This window comes from Pseudovibrio sp. Ad5 (genome assembly GCF_001623095.1).
In the GTDB taxonomy this organism is placed as follows: domain Bacteria; phylum Pseudomonadota; class Alphaproteobacteria; order Rhizobiales; family Stappiaceae; genus Pseudovibrio.
On record NZ_LMCH01000066.1, the window covers coordinates 122207 to 134998 of the forward strand.

The 12792-nt window shown below is 54.6% G+C and carries 11 protein-coding genes; 1 reads left to right on the forward strand and 10 read right to left on the reverse strand.

What is annotated here, in order from left to right:
- The first annotated feature begins 53 nt into the window (after window positions 1–53).
- On the forward strand, window positions 54–1217 hold the full coding sequence (locus tag PsAD5_RS25620; RefSeq protein WP_063294180.1) for a nitroreductase family protein: 1164 nt from the start codon (window positions 54–56) through the stop codon (window positions 1215–1217).
- Between the two features lie 10 nt (window positions 1218–1227).
- On the opposite strand, the gene PsAD5_RS25625 is transcribed toward PsAD5_RS25620, so the two are convergent.
- The 10 genes from PsAD5_RS25625 to narI all read right to left on the reverse strand — a co-directional run bounded on the left by PsAD5_RS25625 (window position 1228) and on the right by narI (window position 12790).
- Window positions 1228–2367 (reverse strand): hypothetical protein, encoded by a 1140-nt coding sequence (locus tag PsAD5_RS25625; RefSeq protein WP_208988840.1) that lies wholly within the window; start codon window positions 2365–2367, stop codon window positions 1228–1230.
- A gap of 136 nt (window positions 2368–2503) precedes the next feature.
- Window positions 2504–3232: an MBL fold metallo-hydrolase gene (locus PsAD5_RS25630; protein ID WP_063294181.1), complete on the reverse strand. Its 729-nt coding sequence runs from the start codon at window positions 3230–3232 to the stop codon at window positions 2504–2506.
- A 190-nt stretch (window positions 3233–3422) separates the two neighbouring features.
- Window positions 3423–4718, reverse strand: a complete 1296-nt coding sequence (locus PsAD5_RS25635) for an amidohydrolase family protein (protein WP_063294182.1) — start codon at window positions 4716–4718, stop codon at window positions 3423–3425.
- Window positions 4719–4745: 27 nt separating this feature from the next.
- Window positions 4746–5687, reverse strand: a complete 942-nt coding sequence (locus tag PsAD5_RS25640; RefSeq protein ID WP_063294183.1) for an ABC transporter permease — start codon at window positions 5685–5687, stop codon at window positions 4746–4748.
- Between the two features lie 3 nt (window positions 5688–5690).
- Complete coding sequence (locus PsAD5_RS25645) at window positions 5691–6782, reverse strand: ABC transporter permease (RefSeq protein ID WP_063294184.1); 1092 nt, start codon at window positions 6780–6782, stop codon at window positions 5691–5693.
- Window positions 6779–8326 carry an ABC transporter ATP-binding protein gene (locus PsAD5_RS25650; RefSeq protein WP_063294185.1) on the reverse strand — a complete coding sequence of 516 codons (1548 nt, stop codon included), beginning with the start codon at window positions 8324–8326 and terminating at the stop codon, window positions 6779–6781. Before PsAD5_RS25650 ends, PsAD5_RS25645 begins: the two co-directional genes overlap by 4 nt.
- Before the next feature lie 79 nt (window positions 8327–8405).
- Window positions 8406–9416: a BMP family protein gene (locus PsAD5_RS25655; RefSeq protein ID WP_063294186.1), complete on the reverse strand. Its 1011-nt coding sequence runs from the start codon at window positions 9414–9416 to the stop codon at window positions 8406–8408.
- A gap of 610 nt (window positions 9417–10026) precedes the next feature.
- Complete coding sequence (locus tag PsAD5_RS25660) at window positions 10027–11019, reverse strand: Gfo/Idh/MocA family protein (RefSeq protein ID WP_084406051.1); 993 nt, start codon at window positions 11017–11019, stop codon at window positions 10027–10029.
- Between the two features lie 163 nt (window positions 11020–11182).
- The gene (locus PsAD5_RS25665) at window positions 11183–12070 is read right to left on the reverse strand and encodes a peptidylprolyl isomerase (RefSeq protein WP_063294187.1); all 888 of its coding nucleotides are present in this window, start codon (window positions 12068–12070) and stop codon (window positions 11183–11185) included.
- Window positions 12071–12076: 6 nt separating this feature from the next.
- Entirely contained in the window at window positions 12077–12790 is a 714-nt protein-coding gene (gene narI / locus PsAD5_RS25670) for a respiratory nitrate reductase subunit gamma (protein ID WP_063294188.1), read from the reverse strand.
- Between the last annotated feature and the right edge of the window lie 2 nt (window positions 12791–12792).

A 12792-nucleotide genomic window follows, 5' to 3' on the forward strand; every position in this document is an offset into this window, starting at 1 on the left:
CGCTTAAGATGTTTTGCAGTGAGCCTCCTCTGGTCTGATTGCGGAACACGTGCATGAACGAAACACCTCCTCAAGAGACGCGCACTCCTAACGAGGCCTGGTTTGAAACCAGGTGGTGGTGGCGGGTGAAGATGTGGCTGCAGTGGACCAGCTGGCTGCAGTACCTGCCCAATCTGGTGGTTGTGGTGCTGTTGCTGGTGTTGGCTGGGATCGGTGCGCTGGTCGGGTGCTGGTCATTTCTGTTGGTGGATTCGCCGATTGTTCTTGCGGCGCTGTTGTTTTTCAATCTGATCTTCGATGTGGTGACAGTTCGGTATGGCTTTCACCCGGAAGAGCCACTGCCAACCAGCCTTGAGCATCTGGATGCATTTGAGTTGCTGCGGACGCGGGTCTCGTGCCGGTCCTTTCAAAAGCGGCTTATGAGCGAAGAGCATCGCCAAATGGTGCTTTCAGCGGCAGAGTGGACTAGCAAGCCAGAGCATTGTCTGGGCCCTCACCCCATTCGCTTTGAGTATGTCGACAATCCGCTGGTTGTTTGGCCTGCAGTTGGGACGCATGAGTTTTTGGTGGCTATTGCACCGCGTGAGTATCATGAGATGGCGGTGGTGGATGTGGGGCGTAGTTTGCAGAAGGTGGTGATCGAGGCCACACGGCAAGGGCTGGCAACCTGCTGGATTGGGCCGGGAGCGGACCACAAGAGCATCATCAAACATCTGGGCGCCCGGTTTGATCCTAAGAAGGATCACATCATCTGCGTTTGCGGGTTTGGGTATCGCTCCCGCTACACCCCGCTGGCGATCCGGTTCATTCAGAAGACACAGCGGCATCGGCTGGATGTGCAGGACTTGTTCTTTGCAGATACTGGTTTCACCAAGCCGCTGAACACGAACGCACGGCCCTATCGGGATTTCGGGCGATGCTATGAGGTGTGCCAATGGTCGCCCTCCTCCTACAATGCACAGCCGACACGGGGTGTCGTGCTTGCGGAGAATGCGAGGATACGGCGGGTGGATTTTTGTGCGGCGACGCATTCACGGTACTATGCCATGGTGGCCTTGGGGATCTGGCTGGCGAACTGGGAATGCGGGTGTGAGGCGCTTGGCACGGCGGGGCGGTTTGAGCAGCTCTCCTGTGAGGAACGTGGTAAAGGACCGTTTCCGGATCTGCCACGCTATGTCATCTCGTGGGTGCCTGAGGAGACGAGCTCCTCAGGCTGAGCTTATCGGCTTAGACCCAGCGGACGTGCTTTGTGGTGTTGCTGGTGTGGTCGGCAGCTGGTGGGCTGGCGTGTTTTTGTTGCGGTGATTTCAGCTCGCTCAACGCATCCTCAATGATATCGTTGAAACTCTCGACCGTGACGGAGCTCAGGAACGTCTCATCCTCCCGCTTCTCAATGAGCCGCTCAATCGCGAGATCGCGGATTGGCGGGATATTGGCCGTAAAGTAGGTGCCTGTCGCCTCGCTGTCCCAACCAATGCCGGGGACGCCGTGCTGCTCGGCCAGTGCGGGGAAATTCTCCCAGTTCAGCTGTCGTGACAGATCATGGATGGCGACTTCTGCATTTTCTGGCAGAGAGTGCAGGAAGCTTTGTTCTGCGTATTTCCAGACCTGCTTTTCAAAGCGCTCAACGGCGATCTTCATCGGGTGAGGTGTTTCGGAAACTCTCAGGGCCTCCCCTTTCTCGACAGGTCTTGGGTCTCGCAGCACATTACGATAGATACTCTGCAGCAGTTCATTGCCCCAAGCCTTGGAGGTGGCATTTTCGGCCAGGAGAGGATCATACTTCCCGGCAATCTCTGTGCTGAGACGGGCCATCAGTTCCCGTTCTACGTGGAAAGGGTTCCGCTCCGTGTATTTGCCATCCGCGCGAGCAGCGAGAAGTTCGGTGTTTGTCTCCGGGGTCTCAATGATCTCACTTTGAAACGAAGGAACCGTCTGATGGGCCTTGTTTTGAACCAGATTGTTGATCGGATTGTGCTTCACATCTTCAGAGAGGGCCTTGATGCGCACTGCTGAGCTTTCGTTTCTCAGCACCTGATGTTCTGCAAAGGTGACGCCTTCCTGCACTTGCCGGGATGTTAGGCTGTGGCTTGTGCCAGGATTCTGGTCGCAAGCCCGACAGGCGGCCTGATAGGCTTTTTCGCCCAGCGTTTTGCCGTAGTGGTTGGTGAGCGCCAGACGGAAGGCGCCCTGATCTGCTTGCTTTTGCTCAGCGCCTTCGGCCTGTTGCTTGACCCATGTGACGAGCCGGCCAGCGATTGCGGTGCTGGAGTGGGTTTTCACCTGTCCCTCAGCAACCGTGAGCTTGCCATCCTGCGGGATGGTGTGTGCGGCGGAGACAAAACTGTTCAAACCAATCGCTGTCATTGTCCAACTCCCATGATGTCAGCGGCCCGGGCGTACTGCCCTCCCACCTTCCAGAGTAAGCAATGACTTTGCAGGTTGCTGTTCTGAGCGTCACAGGAGATGACTGGATTTTATAGGGAAGACTACGGAGTTGGCACTATTTGTCATGCTCCTTCAGGAAGGCATAGATGATTTCGTGAAGGCGTTCGCCGTCGAAGCTAGGAAAGTGACCGCCATGGATGGTGCGGACGGGGATGTCCAGCAGGCGCTTCATACTGCTGATGTAATCCGCCATGTTGGAGTGGTAGCAGTCTGTCACCAGCGGGCCGTCATAGACGATGTCTCCTGCGATCAGGGTTTCTGTCGCCTTCTCCCATAAGGCGATACCGCCGGGGGAATGGCCGGGTGTATGGATGACCTCGAAGTGTCGATCTCCGGTGGTGAGCACTTCGCCATCTTCCAGCAGGTGGCTGGCAGGGGCTGGTTTGACGGCGTACTCGGAGGACTTGTAGGGCTCTGGCGGAAGCGCATCGAAGATATCGTCAGTTGCGTAAGGATCAGCCAGCGTGTTCTGACGGGTTGGATGGGCCAGCAGGTCAGCTTCTGCGATATGGATCAAGCGATGCGGAAACTCGTGGTGGCAGCCGATATGGTCAAAGTGGGTGTGGCTGGCGACAGCCATGACGGACTTTTCAGCGGTGAGCGCAACATGCTCGCGCAGGCTGACCACGCCCATGCCGCTGTCCACCAACAGATCCTTGTGGCGTCCACGCACATGCCAGATGTTGCAGCGGTAGAACTGCTTGATGTAGGGCTCATCAATCAGCGTGATGTCATCTGCCAGTTTCGTGGTGCGATACCACTTCTGGGCCGGAATGCGTTCCACCGCTCATCCCTCCTGCTTGATCAGAGAGGTTCATCATAACCAGCTGTGGCGCAGAGGGGGATAACTTTATTTACTGGGAGTTTTTCCGCCCCGCAGGGTGCTGCGGGACGAAAGAACTCAGGAAAAACGCATTCAACGCAAATGAACGCACATAGCAACGCAAGCGCGGTTTTGCGGAGTTGTCCCCGTTTTAGGCGTTGCTGCTTGGTGAGTAATCCGCGGCATTCACAGTTTTTGGGCGACCTTCCAGCGAGAGGTTGGTGATGCGAGGCGCGGTTTCGGCGATGACTTTACCGCGGCGGACGACAGCGAGGCGGGTTGCTTTCATGCGGATAGCCTCAATAGCATCTTGTGCCTGTAGCAACACAAAGTCTGCGTTGCCGCCGACTTTAACGCCGTAGCCTTCCAGCCCCATGATCTTTGCGGAGTTGGTGGTGACGGCCTCATAGCAATAGCGGAGGTCATCACGACTGGAGAGCTGGCCTACATGCAGGCCCATGCCTGCCACTTCCAGCATGTCTGCGTTGCCCAGCGAGTACCAGGGGTCCATCACACAATCATGACCGAAACCAACGGTGATGCCGAGTTCGCGCATCTCACGCACGCGGGTCTGGCCACGACGTTTTGGGTAGGTGTCGTGGCGCCCCTGAAGCATTATGTTGATCAACGGGTTGGCAATGGCACAGACATCAGCTTCCGCCATCAAAGGCAGCAGTTTGGAGACGTAGTAGTTATCCATGGAATGCATGGAGGTGAGGTGTGATCCAGTCACCCTGCCCTGTAGCCCTAAGCGCTGTGTCTCGTAAGTCAGTGTCTCAATGTGGCGTGAGAGTGGATCATCAGATTCATCGCAGTGCATGTCTACTCGCAGGCCACGTTTTGCTGCGATTTCCATAAGGTCCTTCACGGAGCGGGCGCCGTCTTCCATGGTGCGCTCAAAGTGCGGGATGCCGCCAACCACATCCACACCCATATCCAGTGCGCGGAGCAGGTTATTTTCTGCCGTTGGTGAGCGGTAGAAGCCATCCTGCGGGAAAGCGACCAACTGCAAATCGATATAAGGCGCAATGCGTTGCTTTACATCCAGCAGGGCCTCCACGCCCAGCAGACGGTCATCACAGACATCCACGTGAGACCGGATTGCCAGCAGGCCCTGAGAGACTGCCAGATCGCAATAACGCAGGGCACGCTCGACAACCGCATCGATGGTGAGTAGAGGTTTCAGCTCTCCCCAAAGGCTGATGCCTTCCAGCAGGGTGCCGCTCTCGTTCATTCTTGGCAGGCCAAGAGAAAGGGTGGCATCCATATGGAAGTGCGGGTCAACAAATGGCGCTGAGACCAGCTGGCCCTGTGCATCAATCACACGCTCCGCTTCTGCGGTGATGCCCTTTTCAATCGCGGTGATTGTGCCGTTTTTCACCGCGATATCTACACCAGCTTCGCCAGTGGTCAGAACTGCGTTTTTGACAAGGAGATCCAGAGACATGAGTGGTGCCTTTCTTGCTTTTCCAGCTTAACGCTGACCACGGAAATAAGGTTGCAGCAGGGCGCGTGGGTAGTCTGCCTTGCGAGCCACAAGCACCAGCGCCACGATGGATAGCAGATATGGGATCATCAGGAAGACCTGCGATGGGATCACCGCGCCGACCTCGTTTTGCAGGCGGATCTGGAAGGCATCAAACGCGCCAAACAGCAGTGCACCCAGCAAAGCCTTGCCCGGTCTCCAACTTGCAAACACCACCAGTGCAATGCAGATCCAGCCGCGTCCGTTGATCATGCCAAAGAAGAAGGCATCAAAGGCGGACATGGTGAGGAAGGCACCGCCCAGCGCCATCAACGCAGACCCAGCCATGATTGCCCCGATACGCAATGCGAATACCGAAAGACCCTGCGCTTCAACAGCGGATGGATTGTCACCCACCGCGCGGATGGCGAGGCCAAGTGGGGTGCGATAGAGCACGTAACTGACCAGCAAGACCATGGCGAGTGCCAGAAAGGTCATGGAGGTTTGCTGGAAGAGGGCTGGGCCAATGAAGGGCAGGTCTGAAAGAACCGGAATATCAAGCGGTTGGAACGCCTCAATACGAGGTGGACTAGACACCTTTGGCAGGGCTGTACGGTAGGTGAAGTAGCTGACCGAGGTTGCAAACATGGTTATGCCAAGGCCGGAGACGTGCTGCGATAGGCCCAGCGGCACCGTGAGGATGCCATGAAGCAAGCCGAAGAAGGCCCCGGCCAGTGCCGCGATAAGGATGCCGCCCCAGAGGCCCGCGCCGAGCCAAACAGCCATCCAGCCACACATGGCACCAACGACAAAGATGCCCTCAATACCGAGGTTGAGCACCCCTGCCCGCTCGCAGACCAAGGCACCTAATACACCAAAGATGAGCGGGGTTGCAATGCGGATGGCAGCGGCCCAGAAATTGGCGGAGAGAAGAATATCAATGTATTCCATGGCTTATGCCTCCCCTTTGGCGACAAGTGGTGTCTTTTTAGGCCTGACAAAGCGTATTTTGAAGCGCACAAAGAGGCTGGAAATCAATACGCAGATCAAAGACATGGCGACTACAAGATCAGCAATATAGCTGGACACGCCCATGGCACGGCTCATGCTATCTGCCCCCACAAAGACTGCTGCAATGAAGATGGCGGCCACGACCACACCAACGGGTGAGAGACCTGCAAGCATCGCAACGACAACGCCGGTGTAACCGAAGCCCGGGGAGATATCGGCAGTCAAGTACCCTTTGAGGCCAGCCACTTCGCTGACGCCAGCAAGGCCTGCCAATGCACCGGAGATCAGGCCGACTTTGATGAACGTGGAGGTGACCGGAATGCCAGCATGTTTTGCGGCAGAGACGTTTTCACCAGTTGCACGGATTTCAAAACCCCAGACGCTACGCTTCATCATGATGTAGATGATCAGGGCTGATGCCAGTGCGATCACGAGGCCCCAGTGGATGCGCATGCGGGCGAACATCTTGGGCAGTGTGGCGGCGCTGGTCATGGGTTCTGACTGTGGCCAGCCCATACCCATGGGATCTTTCATTGGCCCTTCCAGCATCATCTGCACAAACAGCAGCACGACGAAGTTGAGTAGCAGTGTGGTGACCACTTCATCCGCGCCCAGCTTCGTTTTCAGCAGGGTTGGGACGAGCATCAAGGTGCCGCCAGCAATCATGCCTGCCAGTATAATCAGCGGGATCATGATGTAGGCGGGCGCGGAGATTGCGCCGGTGCCAATGGCGACTGCTGCGAGTGCGCCCACATAGAGCTGGCCTTCTGCGCCAATGTTCCAGAGCTTGGCACGAAAGGCGACACTTACGGCCAGACCCGTGAAAATGAGCGGCGTTGCGCGGGCCAAAAGCTCAGAGAATGCGAACTTGGAGCCGAATGCGCCTTTGAAGGTGTGCCCGTAGGCGGCGAAAACTTCTCCCCCTGCTGCTGCAATGGGGATCGCGGCAAGCACGAGCGCGGTGATTCCTGCGATAATTGGCAGGGCAAACGCGAAGAGCGAAGAAACATTGGTACGAGGTTCAAACCGGATCATGCTGCTTGTTCCCCTTTTGCGGAATGTCCTGCCATCATCAGGCCAACCTGTTTCTTATCCAACTTTTCCGTCTCCATTGGCTCGCAGATATGCCCGCGATGGATCACGGCAATCCTGTCGGATAACTGGAAGAGTTCGTCCAGATCTTCAGAGATGAGAAGGACACCAGCGCCTCTGTCTCGCGCCTCTTGCAGGCGGCGGTGCACATCAGCCGTTGCGCCAACATCCAACCCGCGGGAGGGCTGGGCGGCAAGGACGATATCAGGTTGCTGATCCAGCGTTCTGGCGAGGACGATTTTTTGGATGTTCCCGCCGGAAAGCAAACGGGAGACAGCAAGCGGGCCAGAACAACGGATGTCATAGGCCTTGATAGCCTCCTGAGCGCGCTTGCGAATTTCGTTGAAGCGAAGAAGGCCGAAGCGTTGGTAGGCGGCCCCACGAATTTCCTCCAGAACGAGGTTTTCCTCTACCGACATGGCGCCAACGATGCCGTCGTGGTGACGGTCTTCCGGGATGCGGGCGACGCCGGATTTGATGGCAGCCGCAGCACTGGCCTTGAGCGGTTTGCCGTTGAGCAGGACGGAGCCAGAGGTAGGGATTTCCAGTCCTGAGATGACCTTAGCCAAGGTGCTTTGGCCGTTGCCGGAGACGCCTGCGAGGCCGATGATTTCCCCCTTACGGAGGGCGAGATTGACGTTCTCGATCTGCTCGCGGCCATCCCCAGCGCTGACACCGGCAAAAACCAGCGCTTCGTCTTCCGGATAGCCGGGTTTGCGTTCTGCGGTTTGGACGGAATGCCCGACCATCACCTCAGCCAATTGGTGGCGATCACACTGCGATGTCGGCAGGTCAGCAACAATCCGGCCTCCTCTGAGAACCGCAACACGATCAGACGCGCCCAGCACCTCGGCCATCTTGTGGGAGATGAAGATGATCGCCATGCCTTTGGCGGCGAGCAGCTTCAAGGTTTTGAAAAGACTGTCGGATTCCTGAGGTGTGAGAACCGCTGTGGGTTCGTCCAGCACCAGAATGCGGGCGTCGCGGTAGAGCGCTTTGAGGATTTCGACACGCTGTCTTTCACCAACAGCGAGCTTGGAGACGCGCAGATCCAGATCAACTTCTAGGCCGGAGCTCTGCATCAGCTCCTGCAGTTTTGCCCGCGCTTTGGAGCGGCTGAAGCGGCGTGAAAACAGGCTCTCAGTGCCCAAAACGATGTTCTCAAGACCCGTCAGGTTCTCAGCCAGCGTGAAGTGCTGATGAACCATACCTATCCCCGCTTCAAGGGCCGCCTGAGGAGCACCGGGCTCCAAATCTACCAAAATACCGGAGGAGTGGCGTACCATGACACGTCCTTGATCAGCCACATAATGACCGAACAGGATATTCATGAGCGTGGTTTTCCCCGCTCCGTTCTCACCCAGCAACGCAACGATTTCCCCGGCATGCAGGTTCAGATTAACGTTTCCATTGGCAACCAGATCACCGAAGATCTTGGTTATGTTTTGAAGAGATAAAAGCGGATGCCCGCTCTCAGTTTCTGGCATGGGATACCCTTGGACTGACGAGGTTATGCGCGTAGCAGGCGGAGAAGACGGGCCGGGATATCCCCCGGCCCGATCAGCGTTAATTGGAGGATTTTGGCTCTTCGTCGTTGATCTCAACGGTAAAGGACCCATCCAGAATGCTCGCTTCGACAGCTTTGACCTTGCCAAGAAGGTCAGCATCCACCAGCGTTTCATCAACCACCAGCGAACCACCAGCATGGCCCATGAAGGAGTACTTGCCGTAGTCTTCAGCCTTGAAGTTATTCGCCTTTACAGCCGCAATCGCAGTGTCAATTGTTGGCTCCATATGCCAGATGGCAGAGGCGAGGATGGTGTTTGGATAGTCGGCAGCGGTGTCGATCACATTGCCAATCGCGAAGATACCTTTTTCCATAGCCGCATCAGACACACCGAAGCGTTCTGCATACAAAACATCCGCACCGGCATCGATCATGGCGTAAGCGGTTTCTTTCGCTTTTGGCGGATCGTACCAGGAGTTGATGAAGTTGACTGTGAAAGTCACCTCTGGATTGGTTGCCTTAGCACCATTCATGAATGCGTGCATGAGACGGTTCACTTCCGGAATAGCAAAGCCGCCGATCATGCCGATTTTGCCGGACTTGGATTTCGCACCTGCGATCATACCGGACAGGTAGGATGGTTCGTGAATGAAGTTGTCGAACACCGCGAAGTTTGGCTCAGCTGCCGGGAAGGACGAGCCCATGAGGAAAGCTGTTTCCGGGTATTCTGCAGCCACGTTGCGCGCTGCGCGTTCTACTGCAAACGCCTCGCCAACAATGAGCTGATGACCAGCTTCGGCGTACTCACGCATGACGCGCTCATAGTCGGTGTTGGCTGTGTTCTCAGAATAGACATAGGTGATGTCACCGCGTTCTGCCGCTGCGTTGAGCGCTTGGTGGATACGTCCAACCCATTGCTGCTCAACAGGAACGGTGTAAATCGCTGCGACCTTGAGAGGTTCGGCAGCTAAAACTTTTGCTGGTGAATAAACCGCGATTATGGCCGCAAAAACAGCTACGGCTGCGAGAACATGACGTCTCACCAAACCGTTCAAACGTGTCGCAAACATGCACACCCCCTGAAATCAATAATTGTGCAGGGCTGCAGATCAGACTGCAGCCGCAATCTGCCCTATCTCGCATTTTAAGTGAAAAGGTCCTGAGCAGGACGAAGGCATTAAAAATGGCTGTATACGAGACAAAGCGGCTAATGACTAGATGCCTCAGAAGTATTTTTTGCGTGACGGCACGTAAATTAATGCAGATCACACAGTACTTTTCTTATGGTATTCAGCTATTTATCGACTGTATAAATATTATTGGACCACTATATAGCTGTGGATTGAGCTAAGTGACGATAAAACACTCGAATCGAAGCAACATTATGAAATTTTACTTTTCGGTCAAATAATTTCAATCAATATTATTTTGCAATATTTTCCATGGATTGAAAAATAGCACACAGCGCCTAGTGATTGCTCTGATTGCCTAAATTGCATCCACGTAGCAAGCTGATTTTATGCAGGAATTGACGCTTGCTGCTCATGGAGCAGGCAATACAAGCCTCAACGGATCACTGAGAAAAATTTGGGAATTGTTGTAGTCGCGAGTATTTTGGCACCCCTCGCAGGCTGCACAGAGGAGTGCAATCGCACCCCTCACATTGCAATATCATGTCGCTTAGGCAGTCACGGTTGCAGCTTCCCAGTCAGTCAGAATCTGCATGATCTGACGGCTGTCCTCAACACTCGGAGCCGGACTTTCCAGCGCCTTGTTGCCAGCTTCGATCGCTTCGCGGATCGCTCTGACCTGATAAATAAAGGCGTTGCCGTCTGCCGTAACTGTGCGCGTGTCACCCGGCTTTTCGTAGGGGGTGACCGTGAAGATATTCCCCTCAGCTTCCGGTAGCCATGGGTTGGAATTCAACACCAGACTTGCCTTGGAGCCAAGCACTGTGAAACCAGCATGCAGACCGTAGTCTTCCGCCGTGTGAAGCTGGCAAACAACACCGTTATTCAACCGCAACGTTGCTGCTGACTCGCAGATGTTCCCATCAGCACCACGACGGCCCATTGCCGATATGTTATAATTATCAAAGATATGGGTCGGGAATGCAGTCTGTAACAGAAGATGCATCAGCGAGGTCGGATAGCAACCAAGGTTATAAAGTGCCCCCTTGCTGTGTGGGTTCACGAACCTGGCAATTGACGCGCAGTACTGAGCTGTAATCGACTGGATCTCACCCAACTCCCCAGAGGCAACCACATCGCGAATAGCAGCTGCAAACGGGTGGTTCAGATACATCAACCCTTCCACGAAGAATACACCGTTCTCGGCAACCGCTTTCAGCGCCTGATCGGTTTTTTCCATGTCAATAGACAGCGACTTTTCGCAGAGAATGGCTTTCCCCGCATTTACTGCCTTGATCACGTACTCGTGGTGAATGTGGTTTGGGAGAGCGATGTAAATGATATCAACGGCTTCGTCTTCAATCAGCTCGTTGAAGTCATCAAAGGTATGCTCAACATCGTACTTTTCTGCGAAGACTTTCAGAGGCACTTCTGACCGGCCTGCCACGGAATGTATCCGCGTCGATCCTTCCGCTTGTATAGCGTCTGCCATTGTCAGCGAGATGAAGCTTGTTCCGAGAAAGCCCCAGTTCAGTTTCGACATTGTTTTTCTCCAGAACACAGGATCCCGAGAACATCACGGGAAGAACTCCGGAAATAACCCTAATCACATTTAAGGAAGGAGAAAATACCAGAGATCAATAGCTTACTGCTTATCCAAGTTTATCGATAAAAGAGCAGGTACTCGTCGCTAAGTACTTACAATTTTACTGAACCAACGGGCTGTCAGAACCAAGTAAATCAATACCTTTTATCTCAGCAGACCCTGCCAGGATAGTGATGTATTGAGACACTGCTTTGGACCAGCTTGCGGCTTCCAACCATGCTCTGATGGTTTCCTCAACATGCTCGAATGGCAGGGTATTTCCCTCAATCTTCCTGTTCAGGAAAATGATGTGGTAGCCGAACTTGGTCTCAACAGGTTCGCCTGTCATCTGTCCTGCATGCATCGATTGGAGCGCTTTTTCAAACTCCGAAACTGTGCTTCCCTTGGTCAATTGGCCCAGATTTCCGCCCGTTTCTTTTGAAGGGCAAGCGGAGTACTCCAGCGCCAGATCTGCAAAGGCTTCTGGTTTGTCCTGAAGCAGTTTAATGACATCGTGGGCACGGGCTTTGGCTATACTGCGGGCAGTGTGTTGCTCTGACCCAGCCGCAAACAAGATATGGCTGGCTTCATAGATTGGCTCTGAACTGAAGCGAGTCCTGTTGTTTTCGTAGTAGCGCTGGCACTCATCCTTGGAAGCTGTCGGGATCTCGACCTCCTGCTCAATCAGTTCTCTGATCGCTGCATCTTCAGGTGTCTCACTTCCGTCATCCATCTGTTCTGGTGCAGCCTCAATGTTTAAGGCCTTGGCTTGCTGCAACAACAGTTCGCGGACGACTAACGCTCTCGCGGCAGCTTGCACCGCCTGACCTGGGTTCTCAGCCGGATGGTTTTGGGCCTCTGCCAGAATGTCTTGCTCTGAGATTTGGACCCCGTTGACCGACACATCGGTAATGATCGGTTTGCTTTTTGGAGGCACCTTAGTGCTCGGCAGATCCGCATCGGCCTGAGCACCTTCATTCAGATTTGGGTTGGTGTAGAGATTGGCCATTTCACCTCACTCAGCAGGATGGCGTGAATTGGTGGAGTTGCGCTCACGCACGATCTGGTAACCGGGACGCCACAAGTATCTTGCCGGAACGCTGAGCATATGCACCAAGCGTGTGAACGGGAAGATGAGCAAGATCGTCAGCCCCACGAACAAGTGCAACTTGAAGATCCATGAAGCATCAACGACATAGCTTGCTGCATCACCACGGAATGTGAAGATGCCTTGTGCCCAGCTCATGAATTTGACCATTTCCTCACCGTCCAGATGCATGAGGGAAACAGGTATAGTTCCAAGACCCAGAAGCAACTGGAAGCCCAACAGACATATAATGAAGGTGTCCATTGTGCTGGAGACTGCTCGTACACGCGCATCATACAAGCGACGATGAATGAGCATCCCTGCACCCACAATCGCCATCAGGCCAGCAATACCGCCGACGACGACAGCAAGAACCTGTTTGGCACCGTGACTGATACCCACCAGATCGAACAGGACTATTGGGGTCAGCAATCCAACCAAGTGGCCAAAGAAGATGATCAACACCCCCACATGAAAGAGCACTGAACCCCAGACCAACTGCCTGCGGCGCAGGAGCTGGCTTGAACCAGCACGCCAGCTGTAAGGCTCACGATCATAACGGATGATTGTGCCAACAATCAAAACCGAGAGGGCGATGTATGGATATATTCCAAAGAACAACGTGTTGAAGAAGCCAGACATTT

Excerpts from the sequence above, each read along its gene's own strand:
- PsAD5_RS25635 (WP_063294182.1), bottom strand. The coding sequence starts at position 4,718 with ATGTCTCTGGATCTCCTTGTCAAAAACGCAGTTCTGACCACTGGCGAA.
- PsAD5_RS25620 (WP_063294180.1), top strand. The coding sequence starts at position 54 with ATGAACGAAACACCTCCTCAAGAGACGCGCACTCCTAACGAGGCCTGG.
- PsAD5_RS25645 (WP_063294184.1), bottom strand. The coding sequence starts at position 6,782 with ATGATCCGGTTTGAACCTCGTACCAATGTTTCTTCGCTCTTCGCGTTT.
- PsAD5_RS25660 (WP_084406051.1), bottom strand. The coding sequence starts at position 11,019 with ATGTCGAAACTGAACTGGGGCTTTCTCGGAACAAGCTTCATCTCGCTG.
- PsAD5_RS25665 (WP_063294187.1), bottom strand. The coding sequence starts at position 12,070 with ATGGCCAATCTCTACACCAACCCAAATCTGAATGAAGGTGCTCAGGCC.
- PsAD5_RS25650 (WP_063294185.1), bottom strand. The coding sequence starts at position 8,326 with ATGCCAGAAACTGAGAGCGGGCATCCGCTTTTATCTCTTCAAAACATA.
- PsAD5_RS25655 (WP_063294186.1), bottom strand. The coding sequence starts at position 9,416 with ATGTTTGCGACACGTTTGAACGGTTTGGTGAGACGTCATGTTCTCGCA.
- PsAD5_RS25625 (WP_208988840.1), bottom strand. The coding sequence starts at position 2,367 with ATGACAGCGATTGGTTTGAACAGTTTTGTCTCCGCCGCACACACCATC.
- narI (WP_063294188.1), bottom strand. The coding sequence starts at position 12,790 with ATGTCTGGCTTCTTCAACACGTTGTTCTTTGGAATATATCCATACATC.
- PsAD5_RS25640 (WP_063294183.1), bottom strand. The coding sequence starts at position 5,687 with ATGGAATACATTGATATTCTTCTCTCCGCCAATTTCTGGGCCGCTGCC.